Consider the following 21317-nt stretch of genomic DNA (forward strand, 5'->3'; position numbering starts at 1 on the left):
TGGATGACGTGTAATCGCGTTGTCCACTCCTGCACGCCCGTCTGGCTCGCACGCCAAAGTCCGGGGAGCCGCACGAACAGTGGGCTAAAAAAATAGTTGAGGGTTTTGGGGGGGGCTGTTCGTCTTAGCGGACCGGATTTTCTGAACACGGTCGGCATTCCCTTGCCGCAGTGCGAAGAACTCCATGAACGTGGCTGGCCATCTCGGTGGGCAGCGGAATGGCATCGACTCAACAATCGGGCGGGGATTTCACATGAGCACACGCGGGCACAGAGGCGAAACAGCGAAACCAAGGTATCGCACGCAAGAGGGCCGCGAGTTCCGCGTGGCACCGATTGCACGCGCTGCCGCAATGACGCTGGCAGTTAGCGGCATGGTCGTCGATGCTCATGCGCAGCAGGCGTTCAGTGGCGCGTGGTTCGCTGCCAAGGGCGCGGTGCAGAACACGGCGGCGCAAACCGGCAGGTTGCCCAACGGCCAACCGGTATCGAGCCTGAACAGTCCGTCGCTGCAACAGCAACAAGCCAATGCGCAACTGCAACGCTCGATCAACAACCTGGGAGTGGCGGCGCAGTCCATCGCGGCCCAACAAGCCTGGCAGGCCGCTGCGCGCCAGGCCGCCCGGAACGATCCGTCGGTGCCCGATGGCCTGGCCGAAGGCGGCCTGAAGGTCGACGCCGACAGTCTGACCAAGGGCTGGCTCAACGCCAACGCGCCGATGCAGACAGTGGCCGAAGGCAGAACTACGGTGGGAATCCAGCAGACCGCCGACAAGGCCATCCTGAACTGGGAAACCTTCAACGTCGGCAAGAACACCACGGTCGCTTTCCAGCAGCAAAAGGACTGGGCAGTCCTGAACCGCGTCAACGACCCCAATGCCCGCCCGAGTCAAATTCAGGGGCAGATCAAGGGCGATGGCACCGTGCTCATCGCCAACCGTAACGGCATCGTTTTCAGCGGCAGCAGCCAGATCGACACGCGCAACCTGGTGGCCGCTGCCGCCAACATCAGCAATGACCAGTTCCAGAAGAACGGATTGTACAGTGCTCAGACCGGCAGCGACTTCACGCCCAGCTTCACCGACGCCCAGGGCAAGGTCGAAGTCAAGCCCGGTGCACAGATCACGACGCGCTTGCCGACCACAGTCACCGAAGGCGGCGGCTACGTATTGCTATTGGGGCGCGAGGTGCACAACGCCGGCGCCCTCACCACGGCCAACGGCCAGGCCGCCCTGGCAGCGGGCGACAGCTTTGTCATCCGCAAGGGCGTGGGCACCAACGGCAACCAGAATTCCAGTGCGCGAGGCAATGAGGTTGCGCCCAGCCTTGGCACCATCGAGCCAGACAGCACTGCGGGCACGGTTTCCAACAGCGGCCTCATCTATGCTTCGACCGGCGACGTCACCTTGGCCGGGCACCAAGTCAAGCAGGACGGCGTTGTGCTGTCGACGTCCTCCGTCAATGGGCGCGGCACCATCCACCTGCTGAACTCCGCCAGCGACCAGGCCAGCAGCGTCACGCTCTCGCCCCGCAGCGTCACCGCCGTGCTGGTGGACTCCCGCAGCGCTACGGCGCTGGATGCCCAGCGCGATGCGTTGATCAGGAACCAGACCGGCGAGAACAGCTACTCGCAGTTCAACGACGATCCCTTGACGGCGCTGGGCAAGACTTTCGACAACCTGAGCACCTTGGCCGACCGACGCGACCTCTCGCGCGTGGAGATCGTTTCGGGCGGGACCGTCGACTTCCAGGGCGATTCGCTCACGCTGGCCACCGGTGGCCAGGTGGCCGTCGCCGCAGGCAAGCGCACCCTGGTCGCCAAGAACGCCGACATCGACGTCTCGGGCGCCGTGGGTGTGCAGGTCGCGATGGAATCGAACAACATCAGGATCAATGTCCAGGGCAACGAGCAGCGCGATGTGCCCAACAATCGCGACGGCAAACGCCTCAACAACACCGACCTGTGGATCGACCGGCGTTCGCTGGTCTACGTGGCCCCCGGTGTCGGTGGCTATGCCAACGCACGCTGGTACACCTCGGGTGGCTTGCTGGAGGTCGGCGGCTACCTTGGCACTATGGGTCACGACTATGGCGAGTGGGCCGCGCAGGGCGGCACGGTGCAGTTCGCCGGCAACGAGGTCATCACGCAGCAAGGCTCGCGCATCAACCTCTCGGGCGGCACGCTGGAGGTGCAGACCGGCTTCATCAACCAGAGTTGGCTCAAGGGGCCGGATGGCCAGCTGCATGAAGTCTCGAAAGCCCCAGGTGACATTCTCTACGCAGGTTTGTACAAGGGTTTTGAGGACAAGCACGCCCGCTGGGGTGAGAAGGCCACGGCGTACTTCTACAACCCACTGATAGGACCGCAGCGCAGGTTGGAGAGCGGCTACACCGCGGGCCGTGATGCGGGCCGGCTGGTGGTCTCGACGACCTCGGCCATTCTGGAAGGCGATATTGAGGCCAAGGTCTACCAAGGCCCGCGCCAGACCCAGGCGCATGCGGACCTGGTGGACAGCTACAAGCAGTCGCAGAACGCCGTGGCAAGGCCAGGACAGTTGATCGTGGGGCGTTATGACCCGGTGTTCGATGTGAAGGCCGGGGAACTGTACTACAACCTCGGCGTCACGCAGGACAAGATCGTCTTCGACGCGAAGACGCCTGATGTAGCGAACGGCCTGGCCTTGGCGGACGAACTGCCAGAAGACCGAAAGGCTGCGCTCTACCTGAACACGGATCGATTGAACAGATTCGGACTGGGCGGCATCACGGTGGCGAGCAAGGACATCGTGGTAGCTGATGCATTGGCGGTCGCACCCGGGGGCGCCATCAATCTGTATGGTGGGCAGGTGGCGGTCAATGCCGATCTGACGGCGCGCAGCGGCACGATCACGGCCAACAACACGATTCGCACGTTGACGGCCGCGACGCCGACAATCCCGACACAGCTCCTCGTCGACACGATCATCGCGACGTTGCCAATTGATCCGCCCGCGGAACCTGGCGCGCAGCCTACCACGAGGCCCGGCATCGCCGTGGCCGAAGGCGCGACGCTGGATGCGCGCGGGCTGTGGACCAACCTGATCACCGAACCCGAGGCACAGGCTGGCCTGGGCTATGTGAACGGCGGCAAGGTCACATTGCGCCAAAGCCGTGACGGCGACATCGTGCTGGGGCAAGGCAGCCTGATCGATGTGTCCTCGGGGGCAGTGGTGCTGGCTAACAGCAAGATTGCTGGCGGCAAGGGCGGCGATGTGGAGCTGGTCACCAACAGCCCGGTCCTGCGGGCCGGCAAGGCTTTCGCCAGCGGCAGCCTGGGACAATTGGTGCTCGGCGCAGACCTGCGCGGCTACGGCATGTCCGGGGCCGGCACGCTGACGTCCGTCACCGGTCAGGAAGTCCAGATCGGAGGAGAAAGCGACACTGCGCTGAAGCTTGGCGCGGACTGGTTCCAGAAAGGCTTCGCCAGATACCAAGTCACGGGCTTGGGTGGAATGACAGTGGCCGCGGGCACCACACTCGACGTGGCGCGACCCGTTTTCCTACCGAACGCGGATGCCTGGCAGCGACCCACCGGCCTGAACCCGGCCCAGGCGATGCAGACCTGGTTGCCGCCACTGTACCTGGAAGATCCGCAGGCCGCGAAACTGACCCGGCGCGCTGGCGCCAGCCTGGCGCTGCGCGCTGGAGACTCGGTGGCCAGCATGGCTTTACGGCCCGGCCTTGTCGCTCAGGTCGATGCCGGCGCGGTCATCAACGTCGATCCCGGCCAGTCCATCGAGATCGGTAGCCTGAACCAGCTCACGGTCGACGGTACCCTCAACGCTTGGGGCGGTGAGATTCGCTTGAGCCAATACAAGCCGGCGGCTCAGATCGGTGCCTCCGGCATTGCAAGTGGTCGCTCGATCTGGATCGGCGAGCATGCCCGCCTGGACGCAGCAGCACGCCCCGCCACCGCGATCGACGCCTACGGCCGCTCCTACGGCTTGGTTCCTGACGGCGGTAGCATCGTGATCGGCGGACAGATCGATCACGACACCGGCAGCACCAAGGCTGTCACCGGCAAGGCGCCGGAAGCCTTCGTGATCGTCCGTCCGGGAGCCGTGCTGGATGCATCGGGTGCGCAGGCGGAGCTGGATGTCCCCGGGAGCGGCCGAACCACGGTGGCCAGCAACGGCGGCAGTATCGCGCTGGTGTCCTATCACGGCCTATATGTGGATGGCGATCTGCGCGCCCGCGCTGGCGGCGCCGGTGCGGCTGGCGGCACGCTGTCAATGGCGATCGAGGCACCCGAGTACGGACCATACTACCCCTCCTGGGATGGCACGCTTCCCCCTAATTCGAATGTGAATGACAGGGTGCTCACGCCGCGCGAACTGATCGTGGCACAGGCTCAAGGCGGCAGCGTGCTGGGCGCTGACCTGAGGCCTGGCGTCCTGAGCGACGCCATGCACTACGGCGCCGGCCGCCTGGGCGTGGATCGCATCCAGGCAGGCGGCTTCGACAATGTTGCGTTGTTGAGTAACGGCATCATCAGTTTCGACGGCAATGTATCGCTGGCATTGCGACAGAGCCTGCAACTTTACGCGGGCTCGCTGGCGTTGTCCCAGAGTTCTGCCGGTGATGCGCGTGTAGATTTGTCCGCGCCGTATGTGCGTCTGGCCGGGCCCTCCAATCTTATGGCCGAGACGCCCTACTACATGCACTTCACGGTGTTGGGTGGCGCGTCAAAGCGGGGCACTCAGGCGCAACTACGCATCGCGGGCGACCTGATTGATGTGCGCAACAGCGTCACGATAGGTGCCAGTGGCGTCATCAATGGACTGCGCAGCACCCCGGGCGGGGCGGCGAACTTCGATTGGCGCGGCTTCGAAGAAACTGAGCTGGTCAGCGGCGGCGACATCCGTTTCCTCAAAAGCGTGGGGCTCAGTGCGGGGGGCAGCACGGCCTCCACTGAATTGCTGACACCGGGGAACCTGACGTTGACGGCGGCACAACTGTACCCGACAACCCACGCGCAGGCCATGGTATTAGCAGGCTATGGCGAGGAGAGAACTCAATATTCCCGCACCTACAAATACGATCCCACCCGCACCCTGACCATTAGCCGTAGCGGCGATGCTAATCCCGCCCTGCCTTATTCGGTCTTTGGCCGATTGACACTTGGTGCGGCGACGATCAATCAGGGAGGGATCGTGCGGGCTCCTCTGGGTCAATTGATGATTGGGACATTCAACGAAAGCCTGGGCTATTTTGGCAGCGGGGGTATCACCAACCGGGTCAACCTGTTGCCCGGTAGCACGACGTCCGTCAGCGCCGCAGGGCTGATCATGCCGTATGGCGGCACAGTCGACGGCGTGCGCTACACCTACAACGACAAGGGCGTGGCCTTCGCCGGCGTGGGCTCCCCGAACCTAGGGCAGGACTCTTCGGGCAGTGTGTTGACGCTGGGTGGGCAGTCCATTCGCGTCGAGGCGGGCGCCGTGTTGGACCTGTCCGGCGGTGGCGAGCTGACTGGCGCGGGCTTCGTGTCCGGGCGCGGCGGGTCTACCGACGCACGCTACGTACCACTGATTCAGATCGGCACTAACGGCGGATTCAAGTTGCCAGGGCTGGATACCAATCCGGTCTATGCGCTGGTACCCGGCGCGCAGCCACGTTATGCACCGGTGGCTGCCGAACGCGGTGCGGTCGATCCGCAGATCGGCCGCCAGGTCACCATCGGCGCTGGCGTGCCCGGCCTGCCGGCAGGCATCTACACACTGATGCCATCCACCTATGCCTTGCTGCCAGGCGCCTTCCGGGTCGAGGTCAATGGCCTGGCCGCATCGAATGCACCGAATGGCGCTCGCATCTTGCGCAATGGCTCCTACGCCGTGTCGGCCCAACTCGGCACTGCAAATACAGCGATTCGGGATGCGTGGCCCTCGGAGATCATCCTGACGCCTGCCCATCTGTTGCGTAGCTACTCACAGTACAACGAGACCAGCTACGCCGACTTTGCCGTTGCCGATGCCGTACGCGCCAGTGTGCCGCGGCCTGAGCTTCCAGCCGACGGCAAGACGTTCATGCTCACCTATCCGAGTCAGAAGGACGCCGAAACTGCGTTTTCGTTCGAAGGCACGGGCCGGTTCGCGCCAGCCACTGGGGGATTCGGTGGCTCCCTCGTGCTCAGCGGTGGCGCGTCACGCATTGAATTGCTCGCCGCAGGCGCGAAACCAGCCGCGAACTACTCGGCCTACTATGTTGACGACATCAATGCGGTGGGTGCCGTGCGGGTGATGATCGGTGGTGGCTACCAGATCGACTACACGGACGCGGAAGGTACCCATAAGGGGGCCAACTACGCCGGCTTCAGGCACGCCTCTGCCAGTGAGATCGTGTTGCGTGAGGGGGCCACGCTGTCCGTACCGGAGGTTTTCCTGGTCAGCACGAACCTGATCACGATTGAACCGGGCGCGTCGATCAACACCGTGGGGCGCGGCAAGGGAGGCTTCGACGCGACGGATGGCTTTGTCTATGCTCCTGTCGCGATGAACGTGTTGGCGGTATCCAACGGCCGATTGCAGATGCTCTCGCCATCGTCCGACTTCCCATTGGGCAACATCCAGATCGGCACTTGCGCCCAAGCGCCCTGCGCCAGCCCGGCCAGGCTATATTCGGAGGGTAGCATCGTCGTCGCGGCGCAAGACCAATTTGCACTCGGCGCTGACACCCGTCTTGGCACTCGCCGTCTGGTGCTGGGGCTGCCCACCGTCAACATCGGCAGCGACCAAGGTCTAGTCGATGCTACCGCGCGCGGCATACTGCCATCCGGTCTGATGCTATCCCAGGACCTGCTGGGACGACTAGTTAGGGGTGACACCAGCAAGGGCGCTCCCGCACTGGAGGAACTGGAGCTGACGGCCGGCAATTCATTCAATTTTTTCGGCACGACTAGCCTCAACACCCTGGACTTGGTGACTGGACGATCCCACATCGAGCGACTGATCCTGAGCACCCCAGCCATCTACGGCTACGGCGCGGTGGGCGATGTGGCACGCATCGATACTGGCACACTGGTCTGGAATGGTGCTACCAGCGACCCCGGCGCCGTCGTTGCCGGCGGCGCAGGTAGCGGCAGCGGCGCGCTGCAGATCAACGCCAAGCGCATCGAGTTTGGCTACGGACCGTTCTCGCAACCTGACACGTTGGGCGACCACGGCCGGCTAGCATTGGGTTTTGCCGATGTCACACTCAATGCCAGCGATCGCATCACGGCCAACCACAAGGGCCACTTGATGGTCTATCGGAGCCAAGGAGATTACGTGGCCGGCAAGGGCTACCAGTACAGCGGCGGCAACCTGCATTTGGTCACGCCGCTATTGACCGGCGAGGCGGGCTCTATCAACCACCTGGCGGCCGGCGGTGCTATTACGGCCAGAGCGCCCGCAGGTGCCAGTCCGCCTGCAGCAGGTTCCGGTGCATTGGGCGCGGAACTCTCCCTCACGGCCGACCGCATCGCGGTCGATACCACCATCGCGCTGCCCAGCGGCAAGCTCACGCTCGCGGCAACTCAGGATGTTGCCCTGCAAGACGGCGCAAGCATCGATATGGCCGGCCGTGCAGTGGCCTTCAACGACATCATCAAATACAGCTGGGGCGGCGATGTCGTCTTGCTAAGCGAGCTGGGCAACATCACCCAGGCAGCAGGAGCAACCATTGACCTGTCGGCCGCGCATAACCGGGCCGGTGTCCTCAAAGCCTCGGCACTCGATGCTGGCGCGGGCGTGATCGATCTGCAGGGAAAGCTCCTTGGCAGTGCCAGCGGTGAGTTCGATGCGGGCGGTACCTACGTGCCCTACGACGCGGCTACCGTCGAACTGCGCGGCCAGCGCATCGAGAACTTCGCGGCACTGAACCAGCGCTTGAATGAAGGCGGCGTGTTCGGCGCCCGCCGTTTCCAGACCAAGCAGGGTAGCTTGAGCATCGGCAGCGAGGTCAAGGCGCGTGAGATCGAAATCTCGGTGGATGGCGGCAGCCTGACCGTTGCCGGTACCATCGACGCCAGCGGCGCGCAGGTGGGCAGCATCCGCCTGGCCGCGCGAGACAGTCTGACCTTGCAGGGTGGTTCGGTGCTCGATGCCCATGGCGCCCGGTTGCGGGTGGACAGCTATGGCAAGATCATCGACAGTCCGAACCGGGCCATCGTCGAATTGAACGCCCGCAGCGGCCGACTGGCGCTGCTGGATGGCGCAGTCATCGACCTGCGCCACGGTACGGACGTGGCAGTCGGTACCCAGCCTGGCCAAAACGACGGCCGGGCACGCGGCACGCTGGAAATGAATGCGCAGCGTGTGGGCGGAGCCCGAGGTAACGATATCGCCATCGATGTGGCGGGCAACCTGGACATCCGCGGTGCGCGCTCCATCGCCGTCAGCGGCGTGCAGCGCTACGATGATGCTGCCTACGGCACAGGACCGGCCGCCAGCGGGCGGCCGTACCAAGTGATCAACCAAGCCTACCTTGACGCAAAGAACGACGACAGCCAAGCCTTCATGGCGAACCTGCTTGGCAACGACAACGGCCTGCAGACCCGGCTGGCAGGCTTGCGCCGCTACGAGGATGCGTTCCATCTGCGGCCAGGCGTGGAGATCGTCAGCAAGACGGGGGACGGCGACCTTGTCGTGCAGGGCGACCTGGACCTGTCGGGCTACCGCTATGCCAGCGTCAATCCGCATGCGCAGAAGACAGCGATCTACGGCTCGGGCGAACCCGGCTCGCTGGTCCTGCGCGCGGGAGGCAACCTGGACATCTACGGCAGCATCAATGACGGCTTTGCGCCGCCAGACACCACCCAGGATACCAATGGTTGGTTGTTGAACGCTGGCAAGATCCCTTTCGGCGGCGAACTGGTGGTGCCCGAAGGCAATGTCGTGACGCTGGCCGCCGGCACGCAGTTCCGGCCCGGCGTGGTGCTGAACTACGATGTCCCGTTGCTGGCTGGGCAGATCGCCAAGGGTGTTCGCCTGCCAGTGACGGCGACCCTGAACCAGACGCTAACCCTAGCGGCGGGGACGGTGCTTTCCGGGGACGTGCTCGATGCGGCGAATGTCGTGTTGTACAAGGCGGGCACGTTGCTAGGTGAGCCTGTGATCCTACAGCCGGGTGCGAAACTGGGGGCGGGCACGGTCGTACCGCAGAGCCTCCAGATTCAATCCTTGACTTGGCCCAGCGGTGTGGCCTTGCCCGGCAATGGATATGGCGCCAGCCAGGAGGTGCTGTGGAACCTGGCTGCCAATGTGTTGCTTCCCATGGGGGCGTTGATTCCTTCGGATACGGTGGTTGCACTTCCCGTCGGCGTGACCAGCGTCCAGTTGCGCACGCCGGTGGGCGGTCGCCAGGGTGCAAACTGGGCAGTGGCGAAGATGCTGCCAGAAGGATCGCAATCGTGGTCGATGCGGCTGGTGGGCGGGGCTGATACGGCGGCGGCCGGCACCCGGATGACTAGAAGACAGCAAGCCCAAGCGGGCAATGTCCGTTTGGCAGATACGCACTACGGGGTACGCTACGAGGCTCCAGGCGTCTTGTTCTGGACCGATGCTGGTGCCGACGAGGTTGGCTTGCCACGTGGAACTCAGATCGATGACGAATGGATAGGTTTGCTAACGGAATCGGGACTCATTGACGATCCGTACTACGTCATCAAAAAAACCTTTGGCGAGCCGGTCGCTACAACCACCCCAAATAGTCCAGCCTTGAGCGTGTTGCGTACAGGCACCGGCGATCTGGACCTGGTTGCCGCAGGCAGTTTTCATATCGATTCTCCCTACGGTGTCTACACCGCCGGAACGCCCTCGGCCTCGCTCGTACAGAGCGGCCCGGACCCATACAACCAGCCGCGCGGCAAGACATTGGGAGACACTTCTGGCACTGTGCTGGGTCAGAAGAACAGCAAGTTCGAATCCCTGGTCGATGGCGGGACCCAGAGCCTCTATCAGGCTTGGTACCCTGAGCAGGGCGGCAACCTGCTGCTGCGCACCGGTGGCGACGTCACCGGCGACAACTGGGCTTCGCTGAAAACGCTGGATGGATATCCGAGCTCGCTCGCCAGTTCCGGCGTAGGCAACTGGCTGTGGCGTCAGGGCGGTGGCAGCACACCTACCGCATGGTGGATCAACTTTGGTACTTACGCGGCGCAAACGCCTTATAACCAAACCTATAACTTATCCAACCCCATGGCCTACCAGGCCGGCTTCGTCGGCATAGGGACACTGGGCGGCGGAAACTTGACGGTCGATGCGGGCGGCAGCCTTGGCACGATCGATGTTCGTGGGCTCAATGCTGGTCAGTATCCGGGGCAGGTCGGCACGCGAAGTCAAGGGTTGGTACTCGCGGTCGGCAGCACCGGCCGGGTCGGACCCGATGGCAAGTTGGTCCTGACCGGCGGCGGTGACATGGACGTGCGCGTGAGCGGCTATGCCAATCCGAACGCCGAGGCACGCAGCACCAAAATCAGCTACCACAGTGTCGATGCACCGGATCTCGATGGTGTGCTGGTCAACTTGCGCGGGAATGTCCGCATCGAAACGGGCGCCATTGGTGGCGTGGATCTGCGCTACAAGGCCGCTGAGGGTGAGATCCAAGGCTTGCATCCGTACGATAAGCGTGCCTTCGATCCCTTCACGGCAGGTAGCGGGTACGCCACGGGCGGGTGGGTTGTGATGCCGGGCGACGCCACCGTCAGCCTGAACACACGCGGGGACCTGGTGCTGGCGGCAGCGGGCGACCCAGGGCGCGTACCCCAGAGCAATGCCACGCCGTTCAGCAAGAACGGCATACCTTACGAAGGCGGCCTGAGCTGGTTCTCGCTGTGGACGGATCGCACAGCCATCGACTTGTTCTCCGCCGGCGGCAACTTGACGCCCATCACGACACCAGCGGACGGTCAGGCGCTGACGCAGTCCGGAATGTCGAACTACCTCCCCAGCGATGGCCGGTACCTGTATCCGTCGATCCTGCGCGCAGTCGCGGCGAGCGGCAGCTTCTACTATGGCAACGCGGCGGGTCTTCCGGGGACGGTTGATTTGCCCTATGGGCTGCTGCTGGCGCCATCGGCGTCGGGCAAGGGGCAACTGGAGTTCCTGGCGGGCGACTCGATCTATGCGGCAGGCATGGCCGTGAGCCAATCCGGTGCCCAGCCCTCGGCCATGGCGACGCCGTTCAAGCCCGGTTTCATCGGTTTGAGCCACCTGAGTTCCGACGGTCGTTCTTGGAGCATTGCCACGCGCAACGATAGCGGCGACGGTATTGCGCCGTATCTTCCGGGCAGCAGTAGCTTGATCCGCTATCCCTTGTTTACCTTCGGGCCGAACAGTGCCGCCGACGGCGAGGCGGTCGCGTGGCCGGCGCGCTTCTACGCCGTCGAGGGCGATATCGTGGGCCTGCGCACCGGTTCGATTCTGAAGTTCAATGGCGGTCCTCGCGCAGGGCAGACCTGGTACGAGGGGGGGCCGGTGCGCATCATGGCGGGACGCGACATCATCAATGCAGGCAACCCCTTGGGCGTATTGTTGTCCGCACCCGCTGAGATGAGCAATGGCGCTGCAAGTTCCGGAGATATGACGAGGATGTCCAGCAACCTCATCGTCAACGGATCCGACACCGACATCTCGGTGATCTCCGCCGGTCGAGACATTCTGTACAGCAACTTCAACATCGCCGGCCCCGGTCTGTTGGAGGTGACTGCTGGCCGGAACCTGCTGCAAGAAGACAAGGCGGCGCTTAACAGCATTGGCCCGATCGGGGCCGCCGCAGGCAAGGACGGTGGCCGCGCCGGCGGCGCAGGCATCACCGTGTCGGCAGGCTTGGGCGAGCACGGTGCCAATTACGCTGGCTTCGCCCAGCGCTACCTGGACCCGGTCAATCAGGCCGAATCTGGCCTGGCGCTAGCTGAACAGGCGGGTAAGGTCGCAAAGACCTACGAGCGTGATCTGGCTGAATGGCTGACCGCGCGCTTCGGCTTTGCCGGAAGGAGGGACGAAGCGCAGGCATACTTCATGACCTTGCCGTCCGAGCAGCAGCGTGTCTTCGTGCGTCAGGTCTACTTCGCCGAACTAAAAGCCTCTGGCCGCGAATACACCGATGCCAGTGGCCCGCGTGCGGCCAGCTACCTGCGTGGTCGCCAAGCCGTCGCCGGGCTGTTCCCCAACGTTGACGAGAAGGGCCGGCCAATTGCCTACAAGGGCGACGTGCTGGTCCACGGCGATGCCGGCATCCAGACTCAGTTTGGCGGCGACATCCAGGTGCTCACACCAGGCGGGGCGCAGACCTATGGCCGGGAAGGCGAAGCACCGCCGGCCAAGCTGGGTACGCCGGGTGTCATCACCCTGGGCTCGGGCAACATCCAGATGTACTCGCTGGACAGCATCCTGTTGGGCCAGAGCCGGATCATGACCACTTTCGGCGGCTACATCCAGGCGTGGTCGGCAGAGGGCGACATCAATGCGGGCCGGGGTTCGAAAACCACGCTGGTCTACACTCCGCCCAAGCGCGAGTACGACGCCTACGGCAATGTGCGACTGTCGCCGGTGGTGCCCAGCACGGGAGCGGGGATTGCGACCTTGAACCCGATTCCCGAAGTGCCGCCAGGCGATATCGACCTGACTGCGCCGCTAGGCACCATCGATGCGGGCGAGGCGGGCATTCGGGTCTCGGGCAACGTGAACTTCGCTGCCTTGCAGGTCGTGAATGCAGCCAACGTGCAGGTGCAAGGCAAGGCGACTGGCATTCCGACGGTGGCTGCAGTGAATGTGGGGGCCTTGACCAACGCCAGCGCGGCAGCCAGTGCGGCGGCCACGGCTGCGCAGGACACGGTGCAGCGGGCGCGTGCCGAGGCCCGTCAGAACTTGCCGTCGATTTTCACGGTGCGGGTGCTGGGTTTCGGCAATGAGGTGATGGAGGACGGCGATAGGAGCGCGCCTCCGTCTTCGAGTGGGCGCCAGTCCGGAGCTGTTCGCTATGACTCGTCGAATCTCCTGCAACTCGTCGGCAATGGAAGGCAGTTCGATCCCAAGCAGGTGGCTCGGCTGACTGAGGAAGAACGTCGAGCGCTGCAGAGCCGCTAATTCGATTCCAACGCAGTGTTTCTGGTCTGTTCCCCCGATTGGCGGGAACAGCGCGGGGAGCGCTTTGCCCAGCATTCGGCTATGGCCAGTTGTTCTGCAACGCGTCTCCCCAAGCCAACACCCTGCTGCTTGCGCGGCGGTGCCTGCGTCCAGGTTCCGTCGATACGGTTGGGACCAACGCTAACGAACACCGAGGTAGATCTGTCATGGATACGAACATCCTGTCTGACCCGAAAGGACCTGTTGGCGACGAAGCGGCAAACGGATCGTCAAATGACGCGCAGCGCCGCACCGTATTGCAAGACTTTCTTGCCGCAAATTACGACCACCTGCGGCGCAGGCTGGTGCGCCATCTGAGCTGTCCCGATCTGGCCAGAGAGTGTTTGCACGATGCGTGGCTGCGGCTGGGCGAGATGGCAGTCATGACGACGGTTCAGAGTCCTGAAGCTTATGTCTACCGGGTGGCCTGCAACCAGGCAGTGGACCGCGTGCGCGCCAATCGATCGTGGCAATACGCTGGCGACGCCGACAGCGAGCTGGCGTTCATCGCCGACGGCGCTCCTGGCCCGGCTACCATTGTCGAAGCCCGCTCCGATCTCGCAGCGGTCTCCGATGCGCTGGAGCGCTTGCCCAATCGCCATAGGGCTGTCCTGGTTGCATTGCGGCTCGAAGAGCAGACCCGGCAGCAAGTGGCGACTTCTCATCGCCTGTCGAGGCGCCGTGTGGACACGCTCCTGCGCCAGGCGCTGGACTATTGTGTGCAGGGAACAGATCGGAGCGTGGCGGTTGGAGTCAACGCCCCTCGGCGCAGCCTGCCACCGCGACGAATGAAAGCGCCGTCCGCAAGGGCTTCAGGATGATCGCTGGAGACCCGTAATCTGGCAGTGTTTTGCGAAGGCCATGTTTCGCCTTGTCCGGCTAATCGAGCAACCGATGTCGACAAGCGCGGCCCATTCTTGACGGAAGATGGTCCCGCGACCCCGCTTGCATGAAGGCCTGCACAGTGGCTGTTGAAGGCTGCTCCCGACTATCGACGCACCTTGACCGACCTGGGGGGCGGGCTGACTCCCCGAGCCGACGCGCACCTACCGCAACGCCGAAGGGCAGAAATGGGACGGGCAGGGCGAGATGCCGGCCTGGTTGCAGCGGGCCGTCAATGCGGGGCAGTCGGCGGAGCATTTCCGGTTGGGATGACGCTACGCGAACCGCCGGGCCAAGAGGAGGCTGTGGAACAAGGCCGACCGTGCGGGGGCGCAGGCAAGGCATCAGGCGAGTCAAAGTCGATAATAGACGATGACAACGGTGGTGATCAGGCACATGGCCGCGTTCCCCACCTTGACGGCGATCGCCTTGTCGATGGTCCGCCCGTTGTATTCATACAGCATACCGCCATGGTTGCGTTGGCCCCCAGCCAAGTGATCCACGTCCACAGCGAGTGCTGGCTGGTGTCGCCCCTCTGGCAGATGACTAAGATCGCGATCGGGCTACGGCTCGCTTGCCAGTTCGTCAGCAATGGCGTCGATCACCGAGAACTCGCCAGCCGTTGCCGTCACGGATGCGACCGTCAGTCCGGCCTGGGCAAGCAGTACCTGGAACTCGGCTTCTCGCCGCTCGCGGCCGCTCAGGGCGCTCAGCATGTTCAGGTCAGAACGACAGATAGACCGATCGCGCTCCGACTGGCCTAGGCGGTCGGGAACGATCCGTTCCACCACCAACAGCCTGGCACCGGGCGGCATGGCGCGATGGCAATTGCCGAGCAAATGCGCGCATCGGACGTCGTCCCAATTGTGCAGCACGCTCTTGAGTAGATAGACGTCGCCCCCTGCGGGTACCGCGTCGTCGAAGAAGCTGCCGGCCACCAGCTCGCAACGACGGGCAACGCCGGCACGCGCCATCTCCGCGCCGGCACTGCCGATGGCGTGCGCGAGGTCGAACAGCACGCCGGTCGCCGCCGGATACGCGACGAGCACGGCCGACAGCAGGGCCCCTGAGCCGCCACCCACATCGACGACGCGGCGCGCATGGCCGAGGTCCACCGCGCGCAACAGGTCCTCGGCTACGCTGCGGGTCAGTTCGATCATCGCCCGGTTGAAGAGCGTGGCACCCTCGGCATTGCCATTGAGGTGAATGAAGTTGTCTTCTCCAGCGTGCCGGACGTGATAGCTAAGGCCGCTGCGCACGCATTCGTCGAGCTCGCCCCATCTTGTCAAGTGCACACTGCCGCACAGCATGGCCCACGCACGCAACGACCGCGGATGATCTTCCAGCAGCAGCGCGCCGGCTTGCGTCAACGCGAACGCACCGTCGTCGCCTTCGCTACACAGATTGAGCGACACCAGGGCGCGCAGCAGGCGCCACAGCGAGGACGGGTGACAGGCACTGGCTGCCGCCAGCGCCGTAACGCTACGCGGCCCGGGCATCAGGTGCTCGGGAATGCGGAGCCGGCATGCCGCATGAACGGCACCCGTCATCCAGCTGGCGTTGATTTGCGATAGCAGTTGCGCACGAAGGCCGGCTTCGATGTCCATGGTTCGCTTACTCCGCCTTAATGCCAGCGTCGTGGATGACCTTGCCCCAGCGGACGTACTCCGAGCGGATGTAATCGCCGAATGCGTCCGGAGATAGTGCGCCGGGCTCAGCACCATTGGCTGCAAACCACTCGCGTGCCTCGCTGCTCGCCGAAATCCGCGTGATCTCCGCGTACAGCCGGGCGATGACCGGCTGCGGCGTTCCCGCTGGCGCGGCGATACCGGTCCAGCCGGAGAACTCGTAGCCGGGAAGGCCGGCCTGCGCGATGGTCGGCACGTCGGGCAGGACGCTCGCGCGCTGCGTGCCGGTGACGCCGAGCGCACGCAGCCGGCCGGACCTGACGTGCGGAACCTGAACGGTAAGGCCGTCCATCGACCAGGTGATCTGGCCGCCAAGCAGCGCCGCAAGCAGTGCGCCGCCGCCTTTGTAGGGGACATGGGTCACATCGATACCGGCCATGCGCCTGAACAGTTCACTTGCCAGGTGCGGTGGCGTGCCGATGCCCGGCGAGCCGTAGTTGAGCTTGCCGGGATTGGCCTTGGCGAACTGGATCAGTTCCGCCACGTTGGATACGGGCAGGCTGGCGGGCACGGCCAGCAGCAATGACCCATAGCCGAAGCGCGTGACGGGAGCGAAGTCCTTGAGCGGGTCGTAGCCCACGCGCGCATACAGGTGAGGGTTGATCGTGGCGATGCCCTGATGGGTCAGCAGCAGCGTGTAGCCGTCCGGCGCGCTGCGCGCGACCTGTTCCGCCCCAACCATCCCGCCAGCGCCCGCGTAGTTCTCCACCACCACAGGCTGGCCAAGCGCGTGGCCCAGCCGTTCGCCGAGCCAGCGCGCCCGGATATCCGTGACGCCGCCCACGCCGCCGGCGAGCAGGCGAATGGGTCGGCTCGGCCATGAGGCGCTCTGCGCGGATCCGAACGAAGGCAGTACCATGCCGGCGATTGCCAGCATCCAATGGCGGCGCGTGATATCCATGACTACTCCCCTTATTCCGATGCCCTGCGTTGCCAGTCACTCTATGCGCCCGGATCGGAAAGTGAAATACTGCACGGGTTGCCGCGCCCATCAACTGAAAGTTGATGCTGAAAGGAAGCCCAATGGACAAGCTGCGTTCCTTGCACTACTTCGTCGCCGCGGCCGAGGCAGGGAGTTTTGCCGGCGCGGCGCGCAGGCATGGTGTCAGCGTTGCTGCCGTGGCCAAGCTCATTGCCACGCTGGAACGCCATGTAGGGATTCCCCTGTTCGAGCGGCACGCGCGCGGACTGGCGCTGACGGCGGCTGGCCGGCACTACCTGGAGGCTTGCCGGCCGGCGCTCGCGCAACTCGCGGCGGCCGACGAACAGGTGGTTACCGCAACTTCGCAGGCCAGGGGAACCGTCGTTGTCGGCATCCAACCCGTCATCGCTCAGGAATGCCTGACAGCGGCCCTGCCGCGTTTCCGGTCCATGTACCCAGACATCGAACTGGACGTGCGCTATTTCATGCGTGTGACAGTGGAGCAGACGCGCGGCGTTGACGTCTTCCTGATCATGGGCTGGCCGGAAGCCGGCGATCTGGTGCAGCGTCATATCGGCGCCACAAGCTTCGTGGTCTGTGCCGCGCCGTCCTATTGGGCCAGGCACGGCATGCCCCGCCACCCGAGCGAGCTTGAGCGGCACAACTGCTTGTGCATTCGCGGCAATACCGGCACCGTGATGGATCTCTGGCACTTCAAACGCGGCGAGGAGCGCGTGTCGGTTTCCGCGCGAGGCTGGCTGGTGGTGGACAACGCCCATCGCGACATGGTTCGCGATGTCGCCCTGGCCGGTGGCGGCGTGGCTCGGCTGCTGGACTGGCACAAGCGCCCGGGCCGCGAGATCGCGAGTGGCGCGCTGGTACCGGCCCTGGTCGACTGGGAACAGACCGAGGTCCCGCCGGTCAATCTGCTATATCCGCCCAGCGTGCGGCGCATTCCCCGGGTGCGTCTCTTCATGGACTTCGTGACCCAGGTCTTCCTTGAGATCGAGCAGCAGCGCGAGCAGCATGCGCCGTCGACTGCGACGCCACGATGGCTCAAGGCGAAGCGCCTTCGCGCCTCGCATACGCACGGCGGCGAAGTTGGCTGAGCCCCCGGTTCTCAAGACCGCGTAAGGTGCCACAGTCCGTCGCGGCATCGGAGCTGCCCATCGATTTCGCGCCCGCGAAAATCCGTTCGTAGGGGGCTGCCGGCCCGCCCTTTAGGAGCCCCCAGTGGCAGCCGCGGGGCCGGATCGTGGAGCCTGGCAGCGGCGAAGCCATGACCGACACCATCCGGCGCACGACACCCGTGTGGCGGGATCTGATCCGGCGTGCAGCGATCACTGTCGATTGAGGTGACCTGAGCCTGCAAGAAAGCCCTATTCTATCCAACGGACATCCTTGCCCTATCGGCATGGAGCACTGTGATCTCCTGCGGATCGAAATCAGAAAAGGCCTCGCGCGCGAAGCGCAGGAAGGCTGCCACCCGTGGCACGCTAACCGCGCCACGTCTGTAGAGCAGATGAATGTCGAAGCTCGGCGGACATGACCATTGCGGCAGCAGGCGAATGAGCCGGCCGGAGCTGAGGACCGCCGGATCGAAGCAGGCCATGTAGATGATGCCGGCGCCTGCCTGCGCCGCCACCAGCAGCGCTTCGCGATCCGGAGTCGCGAGCGCAGGACGCACATGCACCGCCTCGCGGTGGCCATCGCGTTCGAAGGTCCAGTGGTTCAGGGGACCGGCCGCCCAAGGCATGCGAAACAGCAGGCAGCGATGATTCACTAGGTCGGCGGGGTGCGACAGTTCGCCAAAACGGCGCACGTAGTCCGGTGAAGCATAGGCTGCCGGTCGGCCCTGGCCCAGCCGCTGCGCCACGAGCCGCGACGGAGGCGGGGCGCCGACATGCAGCAACACGTCGAGGTTCTCGGACTGCATGTCGCGCGGATCCTGCGTCAGCCGCGTTTCGATGCAAAGATCGGGATGAAGATCATGCAACCTGGCTAGTCTGGGCATCAGCACGTGGCGGGCCAGGGGAGCCTGCACGCCCACACGCACGACGCCACCGATCCGCCCTTGCTTATGCACCAAATCCTTGTCCAGTGCAGCCATGCGAGTCAGTATGTCCACGGCCCGGCGATAAACCTCGGCGCCTTCCTGGGTGAGTTTGAGCTCGCGCGTCGTCCGGTTGAACAACCGGAACTTCAGTTCGCCTTCTAGACCGGCAATGCCGCGGCTGAGCGCCGATGGCGTCAAGTCCATGAGGCGTGCAGCCGCGGCGAAGCTACCGCTGTTGGCCACGTGGACCAGCATCTGGAGGCGATGGGTGCGATCCAATGCGAACTCCTTGTCCCACGCGAGGGAGTGGGGATTCGTGAGAATAGCGCACGACTGAAATTCGGCCAAGCGGCTCGACGCCGCCAGGCACACCACCTATGCTGCCTAAAGACTTTGACCCCCACAGGAGAAGCGCGATGACAAAACCATGGTGTGCCGCGATCGCGGCCTTGGCTGGCGCGATGATCGCGACGAACGGCTTAGCCCAGACAACCGCAATGTGTGCCGGCCTAAGCGACGCTGCATCGTGGGCAGCAGACCGCGAAGCGGTGACAGCCGCCCCCAGGAATCACAAGGTCATCTACGAAACGGCAAACATGCGTGTGCTCGAGGTGACGGTACTTCCAGGCGAACGCGAGATTTCACATCACCACCGCTGGCCAAGCGTGATGGTGGTTGACTCGCGTCCACCCTACGTTAACTACGACAAGGACGGCAAGGTGTTCCAGTCGGTCGTACAGGGGCAGCAGTCGGTCGAACTCCCTCTGATGGTCCGGTTGCCGGCTCAGGCCGAGCACGCCATCGAGAACACCGGCGATAGGCCCTTCCACGCCATTCGCATCGAGTACAAGCAGCAATGCCAGTAAGGAGGGAGTGCGCCAGTGAGACGCCAGCCTTTCTTGAGTCGGATGGCTTGCCGCCGGGCGCGCGGCGACAACGCGCGGCTTGATCTACATGATCTGCACCCAGGCATCTTCCCGGGGCGGCTCTGAGCCGCTTGCCGTTCGCGTCGTCTCGGCCCGGCGCAAGCCCCGGGGCCGGGCATCTCGCGTCAAGGACCGATTCGAGTGAAACGCATCTGTCTGAACATGATCGGTAAGCGGCATTTGGAGGCCGCATTGACTTGATTTCGGAGAGCCGCCGATTGATGGCATTCAGATCAAAGGCGTCGGGATCGAAACTGCCACCGCACCACTCGAGCATCTGCTGATGTTCGTCGTGCGATGGATCGTTGATCGCTTCGAGGAAATCGAGGCATCCCGGACCACCGCCGACGTTTTCTGGCGGACAGGCGTTTCGGCCGGCCAGGCACAGCGGCGAGCGTAATCCAGGATCAGGCGGCAGGACCTTCTCGATCTTCACGCGATGCTGCCAGTTATCGCCATAGTCGTAGATGTAGGTAAAACGACTTCAGCGCGCCCAGCGACTTGACCAGGGAGACTCGCTTATTCCACGATCGGTGGATCGCTCGGAAAGTCGGAATCCGGAACTCCGTAATTGGTATGGCCGAGAATGAGTGCATGCAGGTGCTCCCCCACCAGCCCATGGTCCACGGCAATACGCCGTGCAGTTTCGGGAGCTTGATTGACCCAGGATTCGTCGCCAGATCGCCGGTTTCAGATACAGCAGTTCGACGCGCAACTGGTAAACAGGGGCCGATGAATAGACAGTGCACCTACTGCGAGTTCCTGGCGCCGCCGCCGACGGACTGGTGCGCCCCGCGCTCGCGCGAGCGCTGGAGCCCGGTCTGGGGCCTGTTCGAGGGGCCGCTCGATCCGCGCGCCCAGAGCTACGCCGTCGGCGTGCTGGCCAACCTGTACCGCTACCTCAACGACAAAAACTACCTCGCCGGCAATCCCTTGTAGGGCATCCAGGTGCCGAAGATCGCCAAGCCGGAGATGGACACGGGCCGCGGCCTGAGAGAGGCGCAATGGGCCTTTGTCACGAGCCGGCTGGCAGCCTTGGAGCCGAGCTCGGCCAACCGGCACCTGCAGGTGGTGCTGCCTCTGCCGTATAGCACAGGCTTGCGCCTGTCCGAGACGGTGTCGCTGACCACGTCGGATTTGGAATGGGTGAGCCTGCCCCACCCGGGCACGCGCGAGCGGGAAGAGGGATGGTGGCTGACGATGCTGGGCAAGCACAAGCATAGCAAGGTGCGGCGGGTGCCCGTGCCGAACCGGGTGGTGGCGGCGCTGAGCCAGTACCTGGTCGCGCGAGGCTTCGCGGCCGATCCGCGCGACCAGCGCGAGCCGGTGGCCTTGCTTGTCCACGCGACCGACACGGCGGCGCGTGCGCCCTGGTTGAAATTCGCCGGTGCCGGCGCGGCCGCACCGCTGCAGCCCGGCACGCTCTACCGGCAGGTCAAGCGCTTCTTCCAGGCCTGCGCGCGCGAGCTGACGCTGGTGGACGCACGCGGTGCCGAGCGGCTCGCCGCGGCCAGCACGCACTGGCTGCGGCACACGCACATCTCGCATGGGCTGGTGGCCGGCGTGCCGATCGAGGTGATGCAGCAGAATGCCGGCCATGACTCGCTCGCCACGACCACCCGCTACGTGACGACCGAGGATGCGCGGCGCATGGCATCGCTCAAGCGGTTTTTGGTACAAACGGAGTCCGAGTGACGGGCGT

At 64.3% G+C, this 21317-nt stretch carries 9 protein-coding genes and 2 pseudogenes; 7 read left to right on the plus strand and 4 right to left on the minus strand.

The features are described from left to right. Window positions 1-352 precede the first annotated feature (352 nt). The 3 genes and pseudogenes from P3W85_RS32295 to P3W85_RS32305 all read left to right on the plus strand — a co-directional run. Complete coding sequence (locus P3W85_RS32295; protein WP_276267751.1) at window positions 353-13102, plus strand: filamentous haemagglutinin family protein; 12750 nt, start codon at window positions 353-355, stop codon at window positions 13100-13102. Window positions 13103-13308: 206 nt separating this feature from the next. Beyond that, window positions 13309-13962, plus strand: coding sequence for an RNA polymerase sigma factor (locus P3W85_RS32300; RefSeq protein ID WP_276267752.1), 654 nt, complete (start codon window positions 13309-13311; stop codon window positions 13960-13962). A 208-nt stretch (window positions 13963-14170) separates the two neighbouring features. After that, window positions 14171-14296 (plus strand): annotated as a pseudogene (locus P3W85_RS32305) (H-NS family nucleoid-associated regulatory protein); the annotation flags it as partial. A gap of 290 nt (window positions 14297-14586) precedes the next feature. Here the strand turns inward: P3W85_RS32305 and P3W85_RS32310 are convergent. Further along, on the minus strand, window positions 14587-15630 hold the full coding sequence (locus tag P3W85_RS32310; RefSeq protein ID WP_276267753.1) for a methyltransferase: 1044 nt from the start codon (window positions 15628-15630) through the stop codon (window positions 14587-14589). A gap of 7 nt (window positions 15631-15637) precedes the next feature. Next, window positions 15638-16612, minus strand: coding sequence for a Bug family tripartite tricarboxylate transporter substrate binding protein (locus tag P3W85_RS32315; RefSeq protein ID WP_276267754.1), 975 nt, complete (start codon window positions 16610-16612; stop codon window positions 15638-15640). A gap of 122 nt (window positions 16613-16734) precedes the next feature. Between P3W85_RS32315 and P3W85_RS32320 the strand changes: the two genes are divergently transcribed. Further along, window positions 16735-17742 carry a LysR family transcriptional regulator gene (locus P3W85_RS32320; protein ID WP_276267755.1) on the plus strand — a complete coding sequence of 336 codons (1008 nt, stop codon included), beginning with the start codon at window positions 16735-16737 and terminating at the stop codon, window positions 17740-17742. Between the two features lie 275 nt (window positions 17743-18017). Here P3W85_RS32320 and P3W85_RS32325 read toward each other — a convergent pair whose 3' ends face one another. Beyond that, window positions 18018-18968: a LysR family transcriptional regulator gene (locus P3W85_RS32325; RefSeq protein ID WP_276267756.1), complete on the minus strand. Its 951-nt coding sequence runs from the start codon at window positions 18966-18968 to the stop codon at window positions 18018-18020. A 137-nt stretch (window positions 18969-19105) separates the two neighbouring features. Between P3W85_RS32325 and P3W85_RS32330 the strand changes: the two genes are divergently transcribed. Next, a complete protein-coding gene (locus tag P3W85_RS32330) occupies window positions 19106-19555 on the plus strand; it encodes a hypothetical protein (protein WP_276267757.1) in 450 nt (149 codons plus the stop codon). Window positions 19556-19853: 298 nt separating this feature from the next. Here P3W85_RS32330 and P3W85_RS32335 read toward each other — a convergent pair. Then, a pseudogene (locus tag P3W85_RS32335) lies at window positions 19854-20084 on the minus strand (plasmid pRiA4b ORF-3 family protein); the annotation flags it as partial. Window positions 20085-20347: 263 nt separating this feature from the next. Between P3W85_RS32335 and P3W85_RS32340 the strand changes: the two are divergent. Further along, window positions 20348-20554, plus strand: coding sequence for a hypothetical protein (locus P3W85_RS32340; protein WP_276267758.1), 207 nt, complete (start codon window positions 20348-20350; stop codon window positions 20552-20554). A gap of 9 nt (window positions 20555-20563) precedes the next feature. After that, window positions 20564-21310 carry a site-specific integrase gene (locus P3W85_RS32345; RefSeq protein WP_276267759.1) on the plus strand — a complete coding sequence of 249 codons (747 nt, stop codon included), beginning with the start codon at window positions 20564-20566 and terminating at the stop codon, window positions 21308-21310. Window positions 21311-21317 lie beyond the last annotated feature (7 nt).

The sequence above is a fragment of the Cupriavidus basilensis genome (assembly GCF_029335485.1).
Taxonomy (GTDB): Bacteria; Pseudomonadota; Gammaproteobacteria; order Burkholderiales; family Burkholderiaceae; genus Cupriavidus; species Cupriavidus basilensis_E.

Coding starts and splice junctions, on each gene's coding strand:
- P3W85_RS32295 (WP_276267751.1), top strand. CDS start 353: ATGACGCTGGCAGTTAGCGGCATGGTCGTCGATGCTCATGCGCAGCAG.
- P3W85_RS32300 (WP_276267752.1), top strand. CDS start 13,309: ATGGATACGAACATCCTGTCTGACCCGAAAGGACCTGTTGGCGACGAA.
- P3W85_RS32310 (WP_276267753.1), bottom strand. CDS start 15,630: ATGGACATCGAAGCCGGCCTTCGTGCGCAACTGCTATCGCAAATCAAC.
- P3W85_RS32315 (WP_276267754.1), bottom strand. CDS start 16,612: ATGGATATCACGCGCCGCCATTGGATGCTGGCAATCGCCGGCATGGTA.
- P3W85_RS32320 (WP_276267755.1), top strand. CDS start 16,735: ATGGACAAGCTGCGTTCCTTGCACTACTTCGTCGCCGCGGCCGAGGCA.
- P3W85_RS32330 (WP_276267757.1), top strand. CDS start 19,106: ATGACAAAACCATGGTGTGCCGCGATCGCGGCCTTGGCTGGCGCGATG.
- P3W85_RS32340 (WP_276267758.1), top strand. CDS start 20,348: ATGAATAGACAGTGCACCTACTGCGAGTTCCTGGCGCCGCCGCCGACG.